Genomic DNA, 21,021 nt, shown 5'->3' with positions numbered 1-21,021 from the left:
GCAAACCACACCCGCCAACGGCAAGGTCCGCCCGAGGGAGAGCAACGCCCTTCCCCGGGCGGACCCCGGCCTCACCGCGTGTCACATCCGGTGCCACGGCCCCGTGATCGCCAGCATGATCCCCGGCTCCTGGATGTTCGCGAACAGCGTCCGCCCGTCGTGCGAGAACGTCACGCCCGTGAACTCGCTGAACTCCGGCGCCTCCGCCGTCCCGAGGTTCAGCTCGTTGCGCGCCAGCGCGTACGTCCGCCCGTCCGTCGTAGCGCCGAACAGGTGCTGCAGCCCGTTGCCGTCCTCGGCGATGATCAGGCCGCCGTGGGGCGAGACGGTGATGTTGTCGGGGCCGTCGAAGTTGCCCTTGTCGGTCCAGATGTCCGCGTTGACGCCGAGGATGACCTTCAGGGTCAGCGTCCGCCGGACCGGGTGGTAGAACCAGACCTGGCCGTCGTGCTGCAGCGGCGACTCCTCGCGGGCGAAGGAGGAGACGAAGTAGATGCCGCCGTCGCCCCACCACATGCCTTCGAGCTTGCGGGCCCGGGTGACCTCGCCGTCCTTGAACTGCTTGCGGATCGAGGTGGTCCGGGCGTCCCGGTCCGCGACCTTGACCCAGTCCGCGCCGTACGTGGTGCCGGGCTTGGTGGCCCGGGACAGGTCGTCGACCAGCTTGCCCTGGGAGTCGAACGCCTTCAGGGCCTCCAGGACGCCCGCGTCGGCGGCCAGCGTCCGCAGCTTGCCCTTGCCGTGCTTGAAGCCGGCCGGCGGGGTCCAGCGGTAGAAGAGCCCGTTGGGCTTGGCGGCGTCCTCGGTGAGGTAGGCGTGGCCGCGCTTCTCGTCGATGACGACGGCCTCGTGCGCGAACCGGCCGAAGGCCTTGATCGGCTGCGGGTTCCGGTTGGCGTCCTGGTCGTGCGGGTCGACCTCGAAGACGTAGCCGTGGTCCTTGGTGAAGCCGTTGGCGCCGGCCTTGTCCTCGGTCTCCTCGCAGGTCAGCCAGGTGTTCCACGGGGTGGCGCCACCGGCGCAGTTGGTGGCGGTGCCGGCGATGCCGACCCACTCCCGGACCTTCCGCCTGCCGTGCCCGTGCCCGCGGCCCTTGCCCTGCTCGTCGCCCTGCTCGTCGTCGTTCCCGTGCCCGCGCCCGGGCCCGGACACCTCGACGACCGTGCAGCCGCCGGCCGCGGCCGGGTCGTAGACGTGGCCCTCCAGCAGCGGCACGGGGTGCGGCCACTTGGATCGCGCCCCGGCCAGCTCGTGGTTGTTGACCAGCAGGGTCGCCCCGTGGCGGCCCTCGAACGCGGCGGTGCCGTCGTGGTTGCTGGGGGTGCTCTCGCCGGTGACCAGGGTGGTGGTGCCGGTCCGGGTGATGATCTCGTACGAGAAGCCCTTCGGCAGCGCCAGGATGCCCTCGGGGTCGGACACCAGCTCGCCGTAGCCGACCGCGGTGTGCCCGCCCTTGGCGAGGGCGGCCTCGCCGCCTTCCGGGGCGGCGATCGCCCCGGGGGCGGTGGCGAGCACCTCGGCGCTGCCGGCGATCAGCACGCCTGCGCCGAGCACGGTCGAACGGTTCACGAAGTCCCGGCGGGACAGCGACATGACGGTCACTCCTGAGGGGGAGGGTGCGGATCGGTGACCGTCAGAGTCCGGGCCGCGCGTGAACCGGACGTGAACCCGACGCTGCGTCAATGCGCCGATTGCCCGACCGTTTTACCAACCGGGGACCGCCGCATGACCAGTGCTTTACCGCCGGCTGCGGTGCTGGGTGCGCTCGATCCGCCACTGCTCCCACGCCGTCAGCCAGGCCTCCTCGGTGCCGGACGGCAGCTCCGGGGTGCCGCCCGCCCACAGCCGCTCCCAGGCCCGCTGCGCGGGCAGGCTCGGCACCTCGCTGGCGAACACGGTGTACCGCACCACCTCCTCGACGGCCGCCGCGCCCTCCGGGGTGCCGGTCAGCCAGTCCACGTGGTGGGCGAGCCGGCCGAGGTGGTTGACCATCGAGGTGACGGCGACGTCCGCCTCGTCCTGGGTCTCCGAGGCGAGCCACATCTGCTGGCGCACCGTGCTCTCCCACCGGACCCTGCGGTCCTCGCCGCGCAGGTGCCGGGGCAGCCGGGCGGAGCGGCCGGCCCGCAGCTGGGCCGCCATCGCGGTGGCCCGGGCGATGCCCTGCTCGACGAGTTCGCGGTGGGCGCGCAGGCCGAGTTCACCGGGGGTCGGCTCGGGTACCGGCGCGGGCGCGGCGGGCTGACGGGCGGCCAGGGTCCGCATCAGCGCGGTGCGGCCGATGATGTACTGCTCGAAGTCGGCGATCCGGCGCAGTTCGATCGCGCCGGGCGGCACGCCGCGTCCGGTGACGGTGACGGTCGCGCCGTCCATCCACAGCCGGCCGGCCCAGACGGTGCCGGCGCCAGGGCGGCGGTCCTCGTGGATCTGCAGGGCCCGCGGGTCGCCGTCCACGGTGATCCACTCGCGCAGCGCCCGGACGCCGCCGGGGGTGTCGCCCTCGTCGATGCCGAGGTGCTCGTACACCCGGTCGCGCTCGTCCTCGACCACGTCCTCCAGGTCGGGCAGCGGCTCGGTGAGCTCCGCGTCGGGGCAGTAGGTGCGGACGGTCACGTACGGGCCGTCGGCCGAGTTCCAGTCGCCCGAACGGACCTCCACCCAGCCGAGTTCGCCGTTGTTGACGCCGAACTCGGCGAGCACGTCCCGCCCGGGCAGGCCGCCGGCGCGGTGCTCCCAGCCGAACACCGGGAACCCGGCCGCGGCCATCACCCGCCGGCTGTACGCCTCCTGGTCCGCGTAGACCTCCTCGATCTCCCACGGCCCGCTCGCGTGCTGCCTCTTCATCCCTCGCCGCACCCCCGGCACTCGCCACACCGTTCTCCCGCCGGGCGGGCCCGGCGCGTCCTGCCACCGGGCGGGCCCGGCGTCGCCCCACCATACGGCCCTGGGAACCTGTCGATCCATCAGCTCTTCGGCGGTCTTCCGACAGGTGGACGCGGCGAGGGCGCGCCCCGGTTGCCGTCAGCCCTGCGCGCGCAGCGAACGGGCCTTGATCGCGGCCCGCCGCGCCTCCTTGGCGACCTTGCGGTCCAGGTGGAGCGCGCCGACGACCTCCAGCACCTCGACGGTCAGCGGGTGCGGCACCCGCCACACCTCGCCGAAGTAGCTGGCCGGGTTGTCGGTGACCGGCAGGTCGGCGACCAGCGCCTGCAGGCGGCCGCCCTCGCCGGCGGTGAGCAGCAGCACGGCGGCCACCGAGTCGACCACCCGCCACAGCGCGACGGAGCGTTCGGCGGCCTCCACGTCCTCGTCGCGGGCCCGCAGCCACTCGCGGGCCAGGCCGCCGAGTTCGGGGTCGTCGACGACCTCCCGGACGGCCGGGACGGCGGCCGCGCCGAGGTCGCCGAGCGCGATCCCGCAGTAGTAGCGGCGCACCGGCGACTGCACGTCACGGCCCCGACCGCCGGACAGCAGCTCGCGGGCGGCGCCGACGGCGTCCTCCCGGGCGGCCAGCCAGGCCTTCAGCTCGGGCTCGGCGAGCCGGGCGCCGTTCTCGGCGAGGGTGCGCAGCAGGGCGGGGCCGTCGAGTTCGGCGAGGTCGCCGACCAGCGGGGCGTCGAAGCCGTCGGCGATCAGCCACTCGCGCACCGCGTACTGGCCGAGCGGGGTGAGCCGGACGGTGCCGAAGCGGGCGGCGTCCTCGTCGGTCAGCGGGTGGTCGGTGTCGACGGCCCCGGCGGCCGCGGTCGCGTCGTCCTCCTCCTCGAAGAGCTCGGGGTCGATCGGGGTGTGCTCGACCAGGCCGAGTTCGGCGAGGTCGCCCAGCATCGGGTCGAGGACGACCATCAGGTCGGTGATCTCGCCGAGCATCTCCTCGTCGGGCTCCTCGCCCTCGGGGACGACCAGCAGCGCGGCCAGCACGCCGAGCGGCACGGTCTCGGCGCCGGGCTCGGCGAACGCGGTGGCCTCGTACAGCACGTGCAGCGCCTCGTCGAGGATCTCGGCGGCCTGGTCCCGGGCGTCCTCCACCTCGGCCAGTCCCTCGGGGTCGTCGCGCTCGCTGCCCTCGACCACCTCCGGGTCCACCGACTCGGCCTCGGCGGCGAGCTCGCGGACCAGCTCGGCGGCCTCGAACCACAGGCCGAGCACGGCCTCCGGGTCGCCGGCCTCGACGGCCGGCAGGTCGGGGCCGGGGACGGCGATGTGGGTACCTCCCTCGGTGGTGCCGGTCTCCACCACGCCGAGGTCGCAGGCCAGCGCCCAGGCGCGCATCGCCTCGACCACGTCCTCCTCGTCCGGGTCCTCGATGCCGAGCATCCGGGCCGCCCGGACGCGGTCCTCCGGGCCGAGGTCGCCGTGCTCGTCGACGTCGCGGTGCGGGTCGACCCAGCGGCCCAGCGCGACCACCCGGGCGATCAGCGGGACGGCGAGCGCCGCGTCGGCGAGTTCGCGGTCCGCGGGCAGCACGATCGGCGGGACCAGCACCGCGGTGTCGTCGGGGTCCTCGTCGCCGCTCTGCGAGCCGTACAGCTCCGCAAGGTCGTAGTCGGCGGGCAGCAGGCCCTCGGCGTCGGACGGCTGCTGCTCAGGGGTGTTCCGGCTTCGTCCGGCCATCGCGCGCGATCTCCCGCAGGTTCTTTCGGAGGACACCGCCGCCCGACGGGCAACCCGGCGGGTCCCGGCGGCGCGGGCCGGTGTGTCGGCCCGTCAACCCAGCGTATCGGCAGCCCTCACCGAACGCGTGACCTGCGCGGGCGTCCGCCCGAACGAGTGGGACGGTGCCGCCGAACGAGTACCCGGGTGCACGTATCCTTCGGTGGGCACCGCGCACACCCCCGCGCGTGCGCCCCCGGAGCGACGAGGCTCCGATCCCCTTTCATGCGCACACCCGCACCGTCCGGGCCCTGCCGCCATGCCACCACTCCCGGCCTGGTCGCACCCGGCGGCGCCCGGCCACAGGAGACCCCTGCCATGGCGGACCTCTCCCCCGCCGGCCCCGGCCTGAGCACCGCTCAGTACGCCGGCCGCCGACTGTCGGAGGCCCTGCTTCCCCTGGAACTCGCCCCGCGGGCGCAGCTCCAGCTCTCCGCGATCAGCCGCTGGAACGCGCTGCGCGGCATCCGCGTCGGCCTGGTGGCCGCCGCCCTGCTGCTGATGCTGATCGGCGCCAACCTGGTCACGCCGCTCTACCCGACGCTCCAGCAGCGGCTCGGCCTGACCCCGCTCGACACCACGATCCTCTTCACGGTCTACGTGTTCGCCCTGGTCCCGGTGCTGGCCGCGGTCGGCCACTGGTCCGACCACCTGGGGCGACGCGCGCTGATCCTGCCCGCGGTGGCGCTCTCCGCCGTCGGCGACGCCGTCTTCGCCACCGCCGACTCGTTCTGGCAGCTGGCCGCCGGACGCGCCGTCCAGGGCATCGCGGTCGGCCTGTCCACCGGCGCGGCGGGCGCCGCCCTCGGCGACCTGCTGCCGGACCGGCCGACCCTGGCCGCCAAGCTCACGCTGGCCTGCTCGGCGGGCGGCGTCGCCCTCGGCCCGCTGGTCGGCGCGGCCATGGCCTCGGGTGCGAACCCGCTGCCCGGCCTGTTCCTGGCGCACGCCGTCGCGCTGCTCGCCCTGTGCGTGCCCCTCGCCCTGGTGCATCCGCGGATGCCCGGCTCGGTCCGTCCGCCGGCCTCCCCGCCGCGCGTCACCACGCCCGCGCACCTGCGCCCGCAGCGGCTGCGGCTGCCCCGCTCGGGCCGCCGCGAGTTCCTCCTCGCCTCCGGCGCTGGCTTCGTCTCGTACGCGGTCTTCGGGGTCTACCTGGCCCTCGCCCCGGCGTTCGCCGGCACCCTGCTGCACACCGAGTCCCGGATGGCGGGCGCCGCCGTCGCGGCCCTGCTGCTCGGCTCCTCCGCGGCCGCCCAGCTGCTGGTCCCGCCGACCTCCGACCGCGTCGTGGTCGCCGCCGGCCTGATCGGCCTCGCCGTCGGCCTCGGCCTGCTCACCGCGGCCACCGCCACCGGCACCCCCGCGCTGCTCTTCATCGGCAGCGTGGTCGCCGGCGTCTCCCAGGGCATCGCCTTCCGCTCCCTGTTCACCACCACCGTCGCCGCCCTCGACCCGGCCCGCCGCGGCAGCGCGCTCTCCACCCTCTGGGTGATCGTCTACCTCGGCTCCTCCGCCCCGATCATCGCCGTCGGCGCCCTCACCCGTGCCTACGGCCTGCTCCCCGCCGTCACCGCCTTCGCCCTCCTCGCCGCCACCGCCTCCCTGGCCCTGGCCGCCGCGGTCCTGCGCAGGCGCTGACGGCGCCGCCCCGCGCCCCCGGGCGCCCGGGGGCATGCGGAAGGGGCGGGATCCGAGGATCCCGCCCCTTCCGGGCACTACTGGCCGATCAGACGTTGAAGCCGAGCGCGCGGAGCTGGTCGCGGCCGTCGTCGGTGATCTTGTCGGGGCCCCACGGCGGCATCCAGACCCAGTTGATGCGCAGGTCCTTCACCAGGCCGTCGGTGGCGGTGCGGGCCTGGTCCTCGATCACGTCGGTGAGGGGGCAGGCCGCGGAGGTGAGGGTCATGTCGACGGTGGCGGTGTCGTCCTCGTCGATGTGCAGACCGTAGATCAGGCCCAGGTTGACGACGTCGATGCCCAGCTCGGGGTCGACGACGTCCATCAGGGCCTCCATGAGGTCCTCGGTGGAGACGGTGCCGGCGGTGGTGAACGCACCGGGACTGTCGACCGCCACGGCCTCGGCCGGGGCGGCCTCGGGGGTCTCGTTCTCGCTCATGAATCAAGTGTCCTAACGGAGCGTCAGTCGGTGGTGATCTCGGGGTGGCCGGCCAGCGCCTTGGCGGTGGCGTCCTTCCAGGCCATCCAGCCGAGCAGGGCGCACTTGACCCGGGCCGGGTACTTGGAGACCCCGGCGAAGGCGACGGCGTCCTCCAGGATCTCCTCGTCGCCCTCGGACTGGCCCTTGCTCTGCATGAGTTCCAGGAACGCCTCCTGGACCTGCTGGGCCTCGCCGACCGTCTTGCCGACCACCAGGTCGTTCAGCACGGAGGCGGAGGCCTGGCTGATCGAGCAGCCCTGCGACTCGTAGGAGACGTCCTCGACGACCGCGCCGTCGAGCTTCACCCGCAGGGTGATCTCGTCGCCGCAGGTCGGGTTGACGTGGTGCACCTCGGCGTCGCCGTCCCGCAGCCCCTTGCCGTGGGGGTTGCGGTAGTGGTCCAGGATGATCTCCTGGTACATCGAGTCGAGCTTCATGCGACCACCTCAGGCGAAGAAGTTGCGGACGTGGTGGAGGCCGTCGATCAGCGCGTCCACCTCACCGGGCGTGGAGTACAGATAGAACGACGCCCTGGTGGTCGCCGGAATTCCGTACCGCAGGCAGACCGGCCGTGCGCAGTGGTGGCCGACCCGGACCGCGATGCCCTGCTCGTCGAGCACCTGCCCGACGTCGTGCGGGTGGATGTCACCGAGCGTGAAGGAGATCGCCGCACCGCGGTCCACGGCCGTGCGGGGGCCGATGATCCGCAGGTCGGGCACCTCGGCGAGGCGCTCGATCGCGTAGGCGGTGATCGCGTGCTCGTGCGCGGCGACCTTGTCCATGCCGATCGCCGACAGGTAGTCGATGGCGGCGCCGAGGCCGATGGCCTGGGCGATCGGCGGGGTGCCGGCCTCGAACTTGTGCGGCGCGGGGGCGTAGGTGGACGAGCCCATGGTGACGGTCTCGATCATCTCGCCGCCGCCGAGGAACGGCGGGAGGTCCTCCAGGAGCTCCTGGCGGCCCCAGAGGACGCCGATGCCGGTCGGGGCGAGCATCTTGTGGCCGGTGAAGGCGACGAAGTCGGCCTCCAGCGCCTGCACGTCGAGGGCGGCGTGCGGGGCGGCCTGCGAGGCGTCGATGGCGACCAGCGCGCCGACCGACTGCGCCTTGCGGACGATGGTCTCCACCGGGTTGACGGTGCCCAGCAGGTTGGACACCAGGGTGACGGAGACGATCTTCGTCTTCTCGGTGATCAGCTCGTCGATGTTGGACAGGTCGAGCCGGCCCTCGTCGGTCAGCCCGAACCACTTCAGCTTCGCGCCGGTGCGCTGCGCGAGCAGCTGCCACGGCACGATGTTGGAGTGGTGCTCCATCTCGGTGATGACGATCTCCGAGTCGGCGTCCACCCGGTACGGCTCGTCGGCCCAACCCAGCATGTTGGCAACGAGGTTGAGCGACTCCGAGGCGTTCTTGGTGAAGATCACCTCGTTCCGGCTGGGCGCGTTGATGAAGGCCGCGACCTTGTCCCGGGCGCCCTCGTACAGCGCGGTCGCCTCCTCGGCGAGCACGTGCACGCCGCGGTGGACATTGGAGTTGTGCTGTTCGTAGTAGGCGTTCAGCGCGTCCAGCACCTGGCGCGGCTTCTGCGAGGTCGCCGCGTTGTCCAGGTACACCAGCGGCTTGCCGTCGTGCAGCACCCGCGACAGGACGGGGAAGTCCTTGCGGATCGCATCGGTGTCCAGAAGACCGGTCAGATGGGAGTAGGTCACTCGGAAGCGCCACCCTTCACGTAGCTCTCGTAGCCCTCTTCCTCCAGCTTGTCGGCAAGCTCGGCGCCGCCGGACTCGACGATCCGGCCGCCCGCGAAGACGTGCACGTAGTCGGGCTTGATGTAGCGAAGGATGCGGGTGTAGTGGGTGACCAGCAGAGTGCCGACCTCGCCGGTCGAGCGGACCCGGTTGATGCCCTCGGAGACGATCCGCAGCGCGTCGACGTCCAGGCCGGAGTCGGTCTCGTCGAGGATCGCGACCTTCGGCTTGAGCAGCTCCAGCTGGAGGATCTCGTGGCGCTTCTTCTCACCGCCGGAGAAGCCCTCGTTGACGTTGCGCTCGGCGAACGCCGGGTCCATCTGCAGGGCGGCCATCGCCTCCTTGACCTCCTTGACCCACAGCCGCAGCTTGGGGGCCTCGCCGCGGACGGCGGTGGCGGCGGTGCGCAGGAAGTTGGAGACCGAGACGCCGGGGACCTCGACCGGGTACTGCATGGCCAGGAACAGGCCGGCCTTGGCGCGCTCGTCGACCGACATCTCCAGCACGTCCTCGCCGTCCAGCAGCACCTGGCCGCCGGTGACGGTGTACTTGGGGTGGCCGGCCAGCGAGTAGGCCAGGGTGGACTTGCCGGAGCCGTTCGGACCCATGATCGCGTGGGTCTCGCCCTGCTTGACCGTCAGGTCGACGCCCTTGAGGATCTGGCGCGGGCCGCCCTCGGCGTTGACGGAGACGTGCAGGTCGCGGATTTCAAGCGTTGCCATGGGGTACTCAGTTCTCCTGGTTGACGGAGACGAGCACATCGTCCCCTTCGATCTTTACGGGGTAGACGGCGACCGGCCTGGTCGCGGGCAGCCCGGACGGCTTTCCGGTGCGCAGGTCGAAGCTGGAGCCGTGCAGCCAGCACTCGATCATGCAGTCCTCGACCTCGCCCTCGGAGAGCGAGACGTTGGCGTGCGAGCAGATGTCGTTGATCGCGAACACGCCCTCGTCGGTCCGGACGATCGCCACTGGGACGCCGTTCAGCTCGACCTTCTTGGGCACGTCCTCCTGCAGCAGGCTCAGCGCGCAGGCGCGCACGTAGCCGGCGCTCATGCGACCGTCTCTTCCAGCTCGGCCTCGATCTTCGCCATCAGGCGGTCCTGGATCTCGGCGACGCCGATCTGCTGGACCAGCTCGGCGAAGAAGCCGCGCACCACCAGGCGGCGGGCCTCGTCGGCCGGGATGCCGCGCGACTGCAGGTAGAACAGCTGCTCGTCGTCGAAGCGGCCGGTCGCGGAGGCGTGGCCGGCGCCGACGATCTCGCCGGTCTCGATCTCCAGGTTGGGGACCGAGTCGACCCGGGCGCCGTCGGTGAGCACCAGGTTGCGGTTGAGCTCGTAGGTGTCGGTGCCGACCGCGGCCGCGCGGATCAGCACGTCGCCGATCCACACCGCGTGCGCGTCCTCGCCCTGCAGCGCGCCCTTGTAGGCGACGTTGGAGCGGCAGTGCGGGGTGTCGTGGTCGATGATCAGGCGGTGCTCCAGGTGCTGGCCCGCGTCCGCGAAGTACAGGCCGAACAGCTCGGCCTCGCCGCCGGGGCCCGCGTAGGAGACCCGCGGGTGCAGGCGCACCACGTCGCCGCCGAAGGTGACCACCACGGACTTGAAGGTGGCGTCCCGGCCGACCAGCGCGTTGTGCTGGGCGGCGTGCACCGCGTCGCGCTCCCAGTCCTGGACGGAGACGAAGGTCAGCTTGGCGCCGTCGCCGACCAGCAGGTCGACGTTGGCGGCGCGGGTGCCGGTGCCGGAGTGGTTCAGCACCACGACGGCCTCGGCGAACGGCTTGACCTCGATCACCACGTGGGCGAAGCGGACCCCGCCCTCGCCATGCACGTCGATCCGGACCGGCTCGGTCAGCACCGTCTCCGCGGGGACGGTCACCACCAGGGCCTGCTCGAAGGCGCTGAACGCCTGCGCGGCGATCCGGTCCACCGGGGTGCCGGCCTTGCCGACGCGGGCGTCGTCGCGGCCGACCAGCTCGGAGGTGACACCCTCCGGCAGGCCCAGCTCGATCTTGTCCTCACCCTTCACGGCATCGACCGCGGTGCCGTCGTGCAGGCCGGCGAGGCGGTGCATCGGCGTGAAGCGCCAGTCCTCCTCGCGGCCGGTCGGCACCGGGAAGTCGTTGACGTCGAAGGACGGCTTGACCGCGACCCGGGCGTCGATCGGCTGCCGGACGCTCTCGCGGCCGGTGCCCGGGCCGGCGAGCTGCGCGCCGGCGCCGGCGGTGCCCACCTCGATCGATCCGGCGGTGGTGGAGCCGGGGGTGTTCTGCTCAGCCATGGCTGTTCGTGTTGCTCTCTTTCGGAATGGTCGACGGACGGGCGGGGCTGACGGCGCGTCAGCCGACCGCGCCCTCCATCTGCAGCTCGATCAGCCGGTTCAGCTCCAGCGCGTACTCCATCGGCAGCTCGCGCGCGATCGGCTCGACGAAGCCGCGGACGATCATCGCCATCGCCTCGGTCTCGGTCAGGCCGCGGCTCATCAGGTAGAAGAGCTGGTCCTCGGAGACCTTGGAGACCGTCGCCTCGTGGCCCATCGACACGTCGTCCTCGCGGACGTCCACGTACGGGTAGGTGTCCGAGCGGGAGATCGTGTCGACCAGCAGTGCGTCGCACAGCACGTTCGACTTGGCGCCGTGCGAGCCCTCGCCGATCTCGATCAGACCGCGGTAGGAGGTGCGGCCGCCGCCGCGCGCCACCGACTTGGAGACGATGTGCGAGGAGGTGTTCGGCGCCATGTGGACCATCTTCGCGCCGGCGTCCTGGTGCTGGCCCTCGCCCGCGAAGGCGATCGACAGCGTCTCGCCCTTGGCGTGCTCGCCCATCAGGTAGACGGCCGGGTACTTCATGGTGACCTTGGAGCCGATGTTGCCGTCGACCCACTCCATGGTCGCGCCCTCGTACGCCACAGCGCGCTTGGTGACCAGGTTGTAGACGTTGTTCGACCAGTTCTGGATGGTCGTGTAGCGGCAGCGGCCGCCCTTCTTGACGATGATCTCGACCACCGCGGAGTGCAGCGAGTCCGAGGAGTAGATCGGCGCGGTGCAGCCCTCGACGTAGTGGACGTAGGCGTCCTCGTCGACGATGATCAGCGTCCGCTCGAACTGGCCCATGTTCTCGGTGTTGATCCGGAAGTAGGCCTGCAGCGGGATGTCCACGTGCACGCCCTTCGGCACGTAGATGAACGACCCGCCGGACCACACCGCGGTGTTCAGCGAGGCGAACTTGTTGTCGCCCACCGGGATGACGGTGCCGAAGTACTCCTTGAACAGCTCCGGGTGCTCGCGCAGCGCGGTGTCGGTGTCCAGGAAGATGACGCCCTGCTCCTCCAGGTCCTCGCGGATCTGGTGGTAGACGACCTCGGACTCGTACTGGGCGGCGACACCGGCGACCAGGCGCTGCTTCTCCGCCTCCGGGATGCCCAGCTTGTCGTAGGTCGCCTTGATGTCGGCGGGCAGGTCCTCCCAGGACTCCGCCTGCTTCTCGGTGGAGCGCACGAAGTACTTGATGTTGTCGAAGTCGATGCCCGACAGGTCGGAGCCCCAGGTCGGCATGGGCTTCTTGCCGAACAGCTTCAAGCCCTTGAGGCGAAGGTTGAGCATCCACTCGGACTCGTTCTTCTTCGCCGAGATGTCGCGGACGACCTCTTCGCTCAGGCCGCGCTTGGCGGCGGCACCGGCCGCGTCCGAGTCGGCCCAGCCGTACTCGTACGTGCCGAGACCTTCGAGCTCGGGGTGTGCGATGTCAGTCATGCGAGGTTCCTCCGCGCGGTGGAGCCGGTTTCGTTGGGGGACGTACCGGCAATCGGCACGGCACCGGGCGTCCGGGAGGACGACGGTGCGGCACCGGATGCCGGCACATACGTGGTGCAGACCCCGTCGCCGTGGGCGATGGTGGCCAGCCGTTGCACATGGGTGCCCAGGAGCTGCGAGAAGACCTCGGTCTCCGCCTCGCAGAGCTGCGGGAACTGCTCGGCGATGTGCGCGACCGGGCAGTGGTGCTGACAGAGCTGGGCGCCGGCCGGGGCGGCGGGCGCCGCGGCGGCGGACGGGACTCGCCGCACCGTGGCAGCGTACCCGTCGGCGCTCAGCGCCCGGGCCAGCGCCTCGGCGCGCTGCTGGGCGTCGGCCTGTTCGACCTCGCCCTGGTACTTCCGGCCCTGCTTGGCGAGCCGGGCCCGGGCGAAGGCGGCGACCGCCTGCTCGCCCGCCTCGCCGCCGCCGGCCGCCTCCGAGATCCAGCGCAGCGCGTCCGCGGCGAGCTGGTCGTAGGCCTGGTAGAAGGCGTCCCGCCCGCCGTCGGTCAGGGCGAACACCTTCGCCGGACGGCCCCGGCCGCGGCTGCCGTAGACCCGCTGCTCGCGGGACTCGACCAGCCCGGCGGCGGTCAGGCCGTCCAAGTGGCGGCGCACCGCGGCGGTGGTCAGGCCGAGGCGGCCGGCCAGGTCGGCGGCCGAGGACGGCCCGTGGTCGAGGATCGAGCGGGCGACTCGGTCCCGCGTCGCCCGGTGGCCGTCCACCAGGGCTTCGGCCGCCGTCGCGGGCACATCCCAGCTGGGAGCCTCGGGCTCCCGCTGGGCGTCGCGCTCGCGAATCTTTTTCACAACACGATTGTTGCGTAATTCGTCCGCGAGAGACAAGCCGTGACCCCGGTCTCACCGGTGGCCTCCGTCACGGAAGGCATGCCTTACCTGAAGAGGGCCGTGAACTGCTCCTACACTCGCCGGTATGCATGCAGACCCCGCCGTCGAGGTGACCGGACTGGTCAAGCGGTACGGCGACAAGACCGCCGTGGACGGCCTGGACCTGGCCATCGCGCGCGGCACCGTCACCGCGGTGCTCGGCCCCAACGGCGCGGGCAAGACCACCACGATCGAGACCTGCGAGGGCTACCGCCGCCCCGACGCCGGCGCCGTCCGGGTCCTCGGGCTGGACCCGGTCCGGCAGGCCGGGCAGCTCAAACCGCGGATCGGCGTGATGCTCCAGTCCGGCGGCGTGTACGCCGGTGCGCGCGCCCTCGAAATGCTCCGCCACACCGCGAAGCTGTACGCGGACCCGCTGCCGGTCGGCCCGCTCGCCGAACGCCTCGGCCTGGACTCCTGCGGCCGCACCCCCTACCGCCGGCTCTCCGGCGGCCAGCAGCAGCGACTGGCCCTCGCCATGGCCGTGGTCGGCCGCCCCGAGCTGGTCTTCCTGGACGAGCCCACCGCCGGCCTCGACCCGCAGGCCCGCCGCGCCACCTGGGAGCTGGTCACCGAACTGCGCGCCGCCGGCGTCACCGTCGTCCTCACCACCCACCAGATGGACGAGGCCGAACAGCTCGCCGACGACGTCGCGATCATCGACCGCGGCCGCGTCATCGCCCAGGGCTCCCCCGACGAGCTGCGCGGCGCCGACGCCCAGCTGCGCTTCGACGGGCCCCCCGGGCTCGATCTGGCCGGCCTGCGCAAGGTGCTCCCGGACGCCGCCGCGGTCGCCGAGCCCGCCCCCGGCTCGTACCGCGTCGAAGCCGTCCTGGACGCCGCCCTGCTGGCCGCCGTCACCGGCTGGTGCGCGGAGGTCGGGGTGATGCCCGACAAGCTCGCGGTGCAGCGCCGCAGCCTCGAAGACGTCTTCCTCGACCTGACCGGACGGGAACTGCGATGACCGCCACCGACCTCACCCCCCGCCCGGGCGCCGCCCCGGTCGGCCGGATGCTGCTCGCGCAGACCGCCCTGGAGACCAGGATGCTGCTGCGCAACGGCGAACAGCTGCTGCTCACCGTGGTCATCCCCACCGTGCTGCTGGTGCTGTTCTCCGCCGTCGACGTGGTCGCCGTGGACGGCCCCGGCAAGCGCGTCGACTTCCTCGCCCCCGGCCTGCTGGCGCTCGCCGTGATGTCCACCGCCTTCACCGGCCAGGCCATCGCCACCGGCTTCGAGCGCCGCTACGGCGTCCTCAAGCGGCTCGGCGCGACGCCGCTGCCGCGCTGGGCGCTGCTCACCGCGAAGACCGGCTGCGTGCTGGTCACCGAACTGCTCCAGGTGCTGCTGCTCTCCGGCATCGCCCTGGGCCTCGGCTGGTCGCCGCACGGCAACCCGCTGGCGGTGCTGCTCCTGCTGGTGCTCGGCACCGCCGCGTTCTCCGGCCTCGGCCTGCTGATGGCCGGCACGCTGCGCGCGGAGGCCACCCTGGCCGGCGCCAACCTGGTGTTCATCCTGCTGCTGCTGGCCGGCGGCGTGGTCGTCCCACTCGCCAAGTTCCCGGACGCGGTGCGCCCGCTGCTGGAGCTGCTGCCGATCTCGGCGCTCTCCGACGGCCTGCGCTCGGTCCTCCAGCTGGGCCACGGCATGCCCTGGTCCGACCTCGGCGTCCTGGGCGTCTGGTCGGTCCTCGGCCTGGCCGCCGCGGCCCGCTTCTTCCGCTGGGAGTAGCCCCCGGACGGGGGCCACTCCGCGACGGCCCGCTCAGGAGGAGGCGGCGGCCTTCTTGCGGCGCGCCTTGTACACCAGGGCGCCGCCCGCGGCGAGCACCGCAGCGCCGCCGACGGTCAGCGGCACCAGCCCTTCGGTGCCGGTGAACGCCAGCCCGCCACCACCGCCGCCGCCCGATCCGCCGTGGGTCGCCGACGGGGACGGCGTGGCGCCCGCCGGGGCGCTCTCCGACGGACCGCCCGAACCGCTCGGGCTCGGCGACTCGCCGCCGCCGGGGGTCGAGGCGCTGCCCGACGGCGACGGGCTCTCCGGGCCGCCGGTGCCGGTGGACGGCGACCCGGACGGGGTCGTGGTCGGCGTGGTGGGCGGCACCACGGTGCCCGGCAGGCACCCGGAGAACGGGTAGTGGTGGGTCTCGGCCCCGCCGCTGCCGGTGAGCGACTTGGCCCACACCGAGCCGTTGACCGGACCGCCCCTGCCCAGGTCGAACGCCGCGTTCGGGGCCAGGATGCTGCCCGGCCAGGCGTTGCCGCTGTGCTTGGTGATCTTCGTGGCGGTGGGGAAGTTCCACAGCAGCTTCGCGCGCTCGGCGCCGCCGTCCGCGGACTGCAGCTTGTCGTCCAGCACGTAGCTCTTCCTGGCGTTGTCCCAGATCAGGAAGCCGCTGGTGGGCGCCTTGGTCTGGTCGTAGCCGCCGCCGGTGACGGTGATCACGGTGGACGAGCCGGCCGGGACCTTCAGCCGGATCTCGTTCGCCTTCTGCAGGGTGTCCGCCGGGACCGTGAAGAAGTTGGCCCTGGCGTCGGAGCCGGTGAAGGTCAGCTGCCGGCCGTCGGCGACCGGGGCCGCGCCGGCGGTCTTCGCCAGCCCGGTGGAGAGCGCGCGCAGCTTGGCGAACTCGGCGGCGAAGTCGATCGGCGAGGGGCCCTTGGTGACGCCCTCCAGCTGGCCGCCGCCGATCACCTGGCCGGCCACCACGCCCTTGCCCTTCATCACCTGGACGTGGGCGCCGTTCTGGATCAGGTTGCCGCCGATCACCAGGGCGTTGCCGCCGGGCAGCGCGGCGACCTCGGCGGCGGTGAGCTCGTTGCCGACGGTGAAGCCGCCGTGGCTGAAATCGGCGTTGCCGCCGACGGCCACCGCGCCTTCGGCGTCCGGGCTGTGGGTGTCGTCACCCTCGATGAACTCGCCGTACTTCCCGGCGACGCCGAGAGTGAGGCACTCGCCCTCGCCGGGGGCGGCGGTCGCGGTCGTCGGGACGACCAGGGCCGCGAGGGCGAGCGAGCCGCCGAGCGCCACGGCGGCAGCGGATATGGACTTGCGCATGTGCAGGACTCCGCGGGTGGATGCGGGCAGGAGATGAGGCCGACCCGTGAAAGGTCTGGACCAAGCCGCACTCTTTCGGCCAATTGTGAAGAGGTCAAGACCAATGACCGACACGCTCGAAATCGCCTGAATTGTCCGCGTGTCCCCTTTTCGCCCCCTCGGCCCGGCCACCGCGCCCGCCCCGACGCCCCCCGCCGGGGCCGCGCGTAAACCCGCCTACGATGGTCCGGTGACCAACCCGTTCTCCCTCCTCGCCGAGCGCTGGCACCCGAGCCCGCAGCACGTCCGCCGGGCGGCCATGGCCGCCCTGGTGATGAGCGTGGTGATCGTGGTCACCGGCGGCGCCGTCCGACTGACCGATTCCGGCCTCGGCTGCACCACCTGGCCCCGCTGCACCGGCGAAAGCCTGACGCCGACCCCCGAGATGGGCATCCACGGCGTCATCGAGTTCACCAACCGGATGCTCACCTACGTGCTGTGCGCCGCCGTCGGCTGGTTCATCCTGGCCGCCCGCTGCTCGAAGCCGTGGCGGCACTCGCTCACCAGGCTCGGCTGGGCGCAGTTCTGGCTGGTGATGTCGAACGCGGTGATCGGCGGCATCACGGTGCTGACCCACCTCAACCCGTACGTGGTCAGCCTGCACATGGTGGCCTCGCTGGGTCTGCTGTGGACGGCGGTGCTCGGCTGGGAGCGGGCCAAGGAGGGCGACGGCGAGCCCCGGCTGCTGGTCGCCCCGGCGATCCACCGCTTCGCGCAGGTGCTGGTGGCGTCGATCGGCGCGCTCGCCCTGGTCGGCACCCTGGTCACCGGCGCCGGCCACCACCCGGGCTCGGCCGGCACCCCCCGCATCACCACCTTCGACTACGACCGGCTCACCCAGGCCCACGCCGACCTGGTGTTCCTCTCGGTCGGCCTGACGCTGGCCGCGCTGCTGGTGTTCGCCGCCGTGAAGGCCCCGGCGCCGGCCGTCGCCCGGGTCCGCGAGCTCTTCGGCCTGCTGATGATCCAGGGCGTGCTGGGCTTCGTCCAGTACTTCACCGACGCGCCGGAGATCATGGTCGGCGTGCACATGCTGGGCGCCGCCCTGGTCTGGGCCGCCGCGCTGCGCATCCCGCTGGCGCTGCGCACCCGCGCCGGGATCCCGGCGCAGGCCACCGCCCCGTCGACCGAACTGGTCGCCTGATCACCAGCGGTCCCAGTGCAGGACCTGCCCGCGCGGGATCCGCCGGGCCGGCCGGAAGTCGGTGCCGACGGTGTGGGCGAGCGGAATGAACGCGGCCAGCATCACCTCCCGGTGGGGCACGCCGAGCACCTCGGCGAGTTCGCGCTCCACCGGGCCCTGCGCCGTGGTCCACACGGTGCCCAGGCCGCGGGCCCGGGCGGCCAGCATGAAGCTCCACACCGCGGGCAGGATCGAGCCCCAGGTCATCGACTGGTCGAGCACCGAGGCGCCCTCGGTGCGGCCCTCGATCGCCGGGATCACGAAGGCCGGCACCCGGTGGACGTTGTCGTACAGGTGCTGCAGCCCGTCGTGGATGCGCTCCATGCTGCCGGGGTGGGCGTGCATCCGGGCGTGGTCGCGCGCGGTGGGCGGGGCGCCGCCGCCGGTGCGCAGCGCCGTGCGGAAGAGTTCCGCGACCCGCAGCCGCTGTTCGGTCCCGGTGACGACGAGGAAGTGCCAGCGCTGCCGGTTGCGGCCGGTGGGCGCCTGGGTGGCGAGGTCGACGCACTGTTCGATCAGCTCGCGGGAGACTTCGCGGTCGAGGTCCAGGCGCTTGCGAACGGCCCGGGTGGTGGACAGCAACTGGTCGGGGTCGAGGTCGAGCAGCACGGCACTCCCCTATCGTCTGGCGGCAGACAGTTGTTGCGCAGATGATCCGGAAGCATACGAGTCCATCGATCGACGGTCAAACAATCTGCGGCCAGACGATTACACTGCACCGATCGACCGATCAGGAGGACGGATGACCGACGGCTACTTCCCGCAGCTCGCCGCCGAACGGCCCGACATCGCCCTGTGCCGCGCCTCGTCGGCGGTGGCCAGGGTCGCCGACGCGCACGCCCGGGCGGCCGGCCTCGGCGTCGGCCCGCACCTGGTGCTGAAGATGCTCGCCGAGCGCGGCCCGTCCTCGCAGCGCGCCCTGGGCGAGCAGCTGCGGATCGACCGCACCGTGATGGTCGGCGTCTGCGACGGCCTGGAGCAGGACGGCCTGGTCCGCCGCGAACGCGACCCGGCCGACCGCCGCGCCTACGCCGTCACCCTCACCCCGGCGGGCCGCGAACGCCTGGCCGCCGCCGAACGCACGGTGCCCGCCCTGCTGGACGAGGCGCTCGCCCCGCTGAACGCGCAGGAGCGCGGACAGCTGTCCGCGCTCCTGCTCAAACTCACCGCCCTGGGGTGACGGGCGGTCAGATCTGGATGCCCGCCATCCGCTTCCACTCGTACGGGCCGGTCTTCACCTTCAGGCCCAGCTCGCCCTCGAAGTCGTCGTGCAGGGTGAGCCCGGCGAGTTCGGCGGCCCGGCGGCCGATCGCGTAGCTCGGCGCGACCTGGTCGCCCCAGGCGCCGTCCGCGCCGACCACCACGATGCGGGTGGCGGTGCGGCCGACGTACTCGACGACGCCGTCGGCGTGGCCGCCGTGCTGCGCGGCGAAGCTGCTCAGGTGCTTGGCAATGCGCTTGGCGCGGCGCTCGACGCGGGCGTCCGGCGCGGCGGTGGTGGCGGTCTCTGCGCTGGTCATGCCCGCATGCTACCGACCGGTAGCGCCGGTGGCGACGGCACCGCCCTGTGCCGACGGCCACATGGCGGGCAGCGGCAGCTCACCGGCCCCCGCGTAGGCCAGCGCGAAGGCCGCGCCCTCCGGCCCGGGGGCGGCGATCCGGCGGATCCGCTCCAGTCGCAGCCGCAGCGCGAAGCCGCGCTCGGCGGGCGGCAGCCCGGCGGGCAGGTGGAGCAGGTCGAGCAGCTGCTCGGAGAACTCCTGGGTCTGCCAGGCGGCGTCCAGCCGGCGCCGCTGGTAGCCGTCCAGCCCGTCGCCGCCGTCATCGCCGCCGCCGCCGCTCAGCTCGGCGAGCAGCGCGCCCGCCAGGTCGGCGACGTCGGCGACCGCCGAGTTGAGGCCCTTGGCGCCGGACGGGGTGACGGTGTGCGCGGCGTCCCCGGCCAGCAGCAGCCGGCCCGACCGCATCCGGTCGGCGACCTTGCCGCGCATCCGCAGCATGCCGGTCTCCAGCAGCGCGCCGGGCGCGGGGTCGCCGCCGTCGAGCTCCAGCCGGCGGTGCAGCTCGGCGCGGATCCGCCGCTCGTCCCAGGCCGCCCGGTCCTCCCCGGCGGGGACCTCCAGGTAGAAGCGTCCGACGTCGGCGGTGCGCGGCATCATCCCGGCGAACCCGTCGGCGTGCACCGCGTAGCGGATCTGCTCGACCGGCCGGGGGATCCGGGCCAGCACCGTCAGCCAGTCGTACGGGTAGCGCCGCCCGGGCCCGTCGGCGCCGTCGGGGAAGGCCGCGGCGACCGTGCTGTGCGCGCCGTCGCAGCCGATCGCGTACTCGGCGTGCAGCGGGCCGTCGGCGGTGTCCAGCACCGGCCGGCCGTCGGCGTCGAGCGCGACGCCCAGCACCGGGCGGTCGAACGCGATGCTGCCGCCGGCCTGCTCGTACGCGGCGATCAGGTCGCGCAGCAGCAGCTGCTGCGGGTACACCCAGTGCCGGACGCCCCCGGACAGCGCGCCGTAGTCGACCAGCACCCGCTCGCCGAGGCAGCTGATCTCGCACCGGCCGTGCCGCTCGCCCTCGGCGGTCAGCCGGTCGGCGAGGCCGAGCGCCCGCAGGTACTCCACCACCCGGTGCTCCAGCACCCCGGCCCGGGCGGCGCTCTCCACGGCGGCCCGGGAGAGCCGCTCGTGGACGGTGACGGCGACCCCGGCCCGGTGCAGCACGTGGGCGAGCACCAGCCCGGCGGGCCCGGCGCCGACGATCGCGACGGTGGTGGTGCGGCGGGTCATCGGCGGCCTCCGACGGCGAGCAGGGCGGCGACGGACGCGGCGGGCACCACGGCCGGGTTGAAGGTCTCGGTGACCACGGCCAGCGGCTGCGGACCGTGCCACATCAGGTAGGTCTTGTACGCGGCGTCCGCGCCGTCCCAGTCCCGCACCCCGGCGTCCAGCACGGTGCGCCGGTGGCCGGTGCCGGAGGCCTGCAGGGCGGCGCCGATCGGCGCCCCGGTGTCGGTCAGGCACTGCTCGGCGGCGGCGGAGAGCACCGGCCGGGCGACCACCGCGTTGCGGGAGAGCTCGACGCCGCCGTCGGTGAGCACCGAGCGGCGGACGATCAGCTCCTCGTCCGGGCCGGCCCGCAGCAGCGCCGCCGCGCCGGGCGGCGCCGCGCCCGCCGCGACCCGCAGGTGGTCGGCGCACCCGACCCGCACCGGCCCGCGGGTCCAGGCCGCCAGCAGGACGGTGGTGAGCCCGTCCGCGCCGAGCAGCATCCGGGTCGGCGGTTCGGCGAAGGCGCCGATCCGCTCGGCGAGCTCGCCCGGCTCCCGGGACAGGAACAGGTGTCCGGACAGGACGACGGACTGCAGCGGCATCGGTTTCCCCCGAAAGACGACGACAGGATCGCGGCGATCGCCGACCCTACTGGAGAACTGTTTCCGCTGACGAAACGTCACCCCTCGTCCGGGCACCGCCTCCCGGCCCGCGCCGAGCCGGCGTGAATACT

General features: G+C 73.0%; 21 protein-coding genes. 5 read left to right on the top strand and 16 right to left on the bottom strand.

Annotated elements, in window-relative coordinates:
- Positions 1 to 81: 81 nt before the first annotated feature.
- The 3 genes from CG736_RS32600 to CG736_RS32590 all read right to left on the bottom strand — a co-directional run bounded on the left by CG736_RS32600 (position 82) and on the right by CG736_RS32590 (position 4,614).
- The gene (locus CG736_RS32600; RefSeq protein ID WP_100589722.1) at positions 82 to 1,593 is read right to left on the bottom strand and encodes an alkaline phosphatase PhoX; all 1,512 of its coding nucleotides are present in this window, start codon (positions 1,591 to 1,593) and stop codon (positions 82 to 84) included.
- 144 nt (positions 1,594 to 1,737) lie between these two features.
- Complete coding sequence (locus tag CG736_RS32595; RefSeq protein ID WP_100589721.1) at positions 1,738 to 2,844, bottom strand: hypothetical protein; 1,107 nt, start codon at positions 2,842 to 2,844, stop codon at positions 1,738 to 1,740.
- 177 nt (positions 2,845 to 3,021) lie between these two features.
- The gene (locus tag CG736_RS32590; RefSeq protein WP_100589720.1) at positions 3,022 to 4,614 is read right to left on the bottom strand and encodes a hypothetical protein; all 1,593 of its coding nucleotides are present in this window, start codon (positions 4,612 to 4,614) and stop codon (positions 3,022 to 3,024) included.
- Between the two features lie 357 nt (positions 4,615 to 4,971).
- On the opposite strand from CG736_RS32590, the gene CG736_RS32585 reads away from it, so the two are divergent.
- Entirely contained in the window at positions 4,972 to 6,294 is a 1,323-nt protein-coding gene (locus tag CG736_RS32585) for an MFS transporter (protein WP_198520688.1), read from the top strand.
- 88 nt (positions 6,295 to 6,382) lie between these two features.
- Here the strand turns inward: CG736_RS32585 and CG736_RS32580 are convergent, their stop codons facing one another.
- From CG736_RS32580 to CG736_RS32545, 8 genes are read right to left on the bottom strand one after another with little or no spacing between them, the layout of a single operon-like run.
- Positions 6,383 to 6,772: a metal-sulfur cluster assembly factor gene (locus CG736_RS32580; protein ID WP_369880794.1), complete on the bottom strand. Its 390-nt coding sequence runs from the start codon at positions 6,770 to 6,772 to the stop codon at positions 6,383 to 6,385.
- Between the two features lie 23 nt (positions 6,773 to 6,795).
- Positions 6,796 to 7,251, bottom strand: a complete 456-nt coding sequence (sufU, locus tag CG736_RS32575) for a Fe-S cluster assembly sulfur transfer protein SufU (RefSeq protein ID WP_043910031.1) — start codon at positions 7,249 to 7,251, stop codon at positions 6,796 to 6,798.
- 9 nt (positions 7,252 to 7,260) lie between these two features.
- Positions 7,261 to 8,523: a cysteine desulfurase gene (locus CG736_RS32570; RefSeq protein ID WP_100589718.1), complete on the bottom strand. Its 1,263-nt coding sequence runs from the start codon at positions 8,521 to 8,523 to the stop codon at positions 7,261 to 7,263.
- Positions 8,520 to 9,284, bottom strand: coding sequence for a Fe-S cluster assembly ATPase SufC (gene sufC, locus CG736_RS32565; RefSeq protein WP_043910029.1), 765 nt, complete (start codon positions 9,282 to 9,284; stop codon positions 8,520 to 8,522). Before sufC ends, CG736_RS32570 begins: the two co-directional genes overlap by 4 nt.
- Before the next feature lie 7 nt (positions 9,285 to 9,291).
- Complete coding sequence (locus CG736_RS32560) at positions 9,292 to 9,615, bottom strand: non-heme iron oxygenase ferredoxin subunit (RefSeq protein ID WP_043910028.1); 324 nt, start codon at positions 9,613 to 9,615, stop codon at positions 9,292 to 9,294.
- A complete protein-coding gene (sufD, locus tag CG736_RS32555) occupies positions 9,612 to 10,844 on the bottom strand; it encodes a Fe-S cluster assembly protein SufD (RefSeq protein ID WP_100589717.1) in 1,233 nt (410 codons plus the stop codon). The genes CG736_RS32560 and sufD overlap by 4 nt, the downstream gene beginning before the upstream one ends.
- A 58-nt stretch (positions 10,845 to 10,902) precedes the next feature.
- Positions 10,903 to 12,315 carry a Fe-S cluster assembly protein SufB gene (gene sufB / locus CG736_RS32550; RefSeq protein ID WP_043910025.1) on the bottom strand — a complete coding sequence of 471 codons (1,413 nt, stop codon included), beginning with the start codon at positions 12,313 to 12,315 and terminating at the stop codon, positions 10,903 to 10,905.
- Entirely contained in the window at positions 12,312 to 13,166 is an 855-nt protein-coding gene (locus tag CG736_RS32545; RefSeq protein WP_157815823.1) for an HTH domain-containing protein, read from the bottom strand. Before CG736_RS32545 ends, sufB begins: the two co-directional genes overlap by 4 nt.
- Before the next feature lie 124 nt (positions 13,167 to 13,290).
- Between CG736_RS32545 and CG736_RS32540 the strand changes: the two genes are divergently transcribed.
- Together CG736_RS32540 and CG736_RS32535 are read left to right on the top strand one after the other, a co-directional pair.
- Positions 13,291 to 14,208, top strand: a complete 918-nt coding sequence (locus CG736_RS32540; RefSeq protein ID WP_100589715.1) for an ABC transporter ATP-binding protein — start codon at positions 13,291 to 13,293, stop codon at positions 14,206 to 14,208.
- Entirely contained in the window at positions 14,205 to 14,975 is a 771-nt protein-coding gene (locus tag CG736_RS32535) for an ABC transporter permease (protein ID WP_100589714.1), read from the top strand. Before CG736_RS32540 ends, CG736_RS32535 begins: the two co-directional genes overlap by 4 nt.
- A 33-nt stretch (positions 14,976 to 15,008) precedes the next feature.
- Here CG736_RS32535 and CG736_RS32530 read toward each other — a convergent pair whose 3' ends face one another.
- Positions 15,009 to 16,301, bottom strand: a complete 1,293-nt coding sequence (locus tag CG736_RS32530) for a choice-of-anchor A family protein (protein WP_100589713.1) — start codon at positions 16,299 to 16,301, stop codon at positions 15,009 to 15,011.
- 229 nt (positions 16,302 to 16,530) lie between these two features.
- Between CG736_RS32530 and CG736_RS32525 the strand changes: the two genes are divergently transcribed.
- Entirely contained in the window at positions 16,531 to 17,484 is a 954-nt protein-coding gene (locus tag CG736_RS32525) for a heme A synthase (protein WP_100589712.1), read from the top strand.
- On the opposite strand, the gene CG736_RS32520 is transcribed toward CG736_RS32525, so the two are convergent.
- A complete protein-coding gene (locus CG736_RS32520) occupies positions 17,485 to 18,132 on the bottom strand; it encodes a nitroreductase family protein (RefSeq protein WP_100589711.1) in 648 nt (215 codons plus the stop codon).
- Between the two features lie 133 nt (positions 18,133 to 18,265).
- Here CG736_RS32520 and CG736_RS32515 point away from each other — a divergent pair, with 133 nt between their 5' ends.
- Entirely contained in the window at positions 18,266 to 18,703 is a 438-nt protein-coding gene (locus tag CG736_RS32515; RefSeq protein WP_100589710.1) for a MarR family winged helix-turn-helix transcriptional regulator, read from the top strand.
- Positions 18,704 to 18,710: 7 nt separating this feature from the next.
- Here the strand turns inward: CG736_RS32515 and CG736_RS32510 are convergent, their stop codons facing one another.
- Genes CG736_RS32510 through CG736_RS32500 form a run of 3 tightly spaced genes read right to left on the bottom strand, consistent with a single transcriptional unit; the run spans position 18,711 to position 20,890 of the window.
- Complete coding sequence (locus CG736_RS32510; RefSeq protein ID WP_100589709.1) at positions 18,711 to 19,043, bottom strand: hypothetical protein; 333 nt, start codon at positions 19,041 to 19,043, stop codon at positions 18,711 to 18,713.
- Between the two features lie 9 nt (positions 19,044 to 19,052).
- Positions 19,053 to 20,306 (bottom strand): FAD-dependent monooxygenase, encoded by a 1,254-nt coding sequence (locus CG736_RS32505; protein ID WP_100589708.1) that lies wholly within the window; start codon positions 20,304 to 20,306, stop codon positions 19,053 to 19,055.
- Positions 20,303 to 20,890 carry a chorismate pyruvate-lyase family protein gene (locus tag CG736_RS32500; RefSeq protein WP_100589707.1) on the bottom strand — a complete coding sequence of 196 codons (588 nt, stop codon included), beginning with the start codon at positions 20,888 to 20,890 and terminating at the stop codon, positions 20,303 to 20,305. Before CG736_RS32500 ends, CG736_RS32505 begins: the two co-directional genes overlap by 4 nt.
- Between the last annotated feature and the right edge of the window lie 131 nt (positions 20,891 to 21,021).

The sequence above is a fragment of the Kitasatospora sp. CB02891 genome, from assembly GCF_002803145.1.
Taxonomy (GTDB): domain Bacteria; phylum Actinomycetota; class Actinomycetes; order Streptomycetales; family Streptomycetaceae; genus Kitasatospora; species Kitasatospora griseola.
Note: the sequence above shows the minus strand (reverse complement) of the source record. Positions and strands in the feature narration are given on the sequence as shown.

Coding starts and splice junctions, on each gene's coding strand:
- CG736_RS32600 (WP_100589722.1), bottom strand. CDS start 1,593: ATGTCGCTGTCCCGCCGGGACTTCGTGAACCGTTCGACCGTGCTCGGC.
- CG736_RS32595 (WP_100589721.1), bottom strand. CDS start 2,844: ATGAAGAGGCAGCACGCGAGCGGGCCGTGGGAGATCGAGGAGGTCTAC.
- CG736_RS32590 (WP_100589720.1), bottom strand. CDS start 4,614: ATGGCCGGACGAAGCCGGAACACCCCTGAGCAGCAGCCGTCCGACGCC.
- CG736_RS32585 (WP_198520688.1), top strand. CDS start 4,972: ATGGCGGACCTCTCCCCCGCCGGCCCCGGCCTGAGCACCGCTCAGTAC.
- CG736_RS32580 (WP_369880794.1), bottom strand. CDS start 6,772: ATGAGCGAGAACGAGACCCCCGAGGCCGCCCCGGCCGAGGCCGTGGCG.
- sufU (WP_043910031.1), bottom strand. CDS start 7,251: ATGAAGCTCGACTCGATGTACCAGGAGATCATCCTGGACCACTACCGC.
- sufC (WP_043910029.1), bottom strand. CDS start 9,284: ATGGCAACGCTTGAAATCCGCGACCTGCACGTCTCCGTCAACGCCGAG.
- CG736_RS32560 (WP_043910028.1), bottom strand. CDS start 9,615: ATGAGCGCCGGCTACGTGCGCGCCTGCGCGCTGAGCCTGCTGCAGGAG.
- sufD (WP_100589717.1), bottom strand. CDS start 10,844: ATGGCTGAGCAGAACACCCCCGGCTCCACCACCGCCGGATCGATCGAG.
- sufB (WP_043910025.1), bottom strand. CDS start 12,315: ATGACTGACATCGCACACCCCGAGCTCGAAGGTCTCGGCACGTACGAG.
- CG736_RS32540 (WP_100589715.1), top strand. CDS start 13,291: ATGCATGCAGACCCCGCCGTCGAGGTGACCGGACTGGTCAAGCGGTAC.
- CG736_RS32535 (WP_100589714.1), top strand. CDS start 14,205: ATGACCGCCACCGACCTCACCCCCCGCCCGGGCGCCGCCCCGGTCGGC.
- CG736_RS32530 (WP_100589713.1), bottom strand. CDS start 16,301: ATGCGCAAGTCCATATCCGCTGCCGCCGTGGCGCTCGGCGGCTCGCTC.
- CG736_RS32515 (WP_100589710.1), top strand. CDS start 18,266: ATGACCGACGGCTACTTCCCGCAGCTCGCCGCCGAACGGCCCGACATC.
- CG736_RS32510 (WP_100589709.1), bottom strand. CDS start 19,043: ATGACCAGCGCAGAGACCGCCACCACCGCCGCGCCGGACGCCCGCGTC.
- CG736_RS32505 (WP_100589708.1), bottom strand. CDS start 20,306: ATGACCCGCCGCACCACCACCGTCGCGATCGTCGGCGCCGGGCCCGCC.
- CG736_RS32500 (WP_100589707.1), bottom strand. CDS start 20,890: ATGCCGCTGCAGTCCGTCGTCCTGTCCGGACACCTGTTCCTGTCCCGG.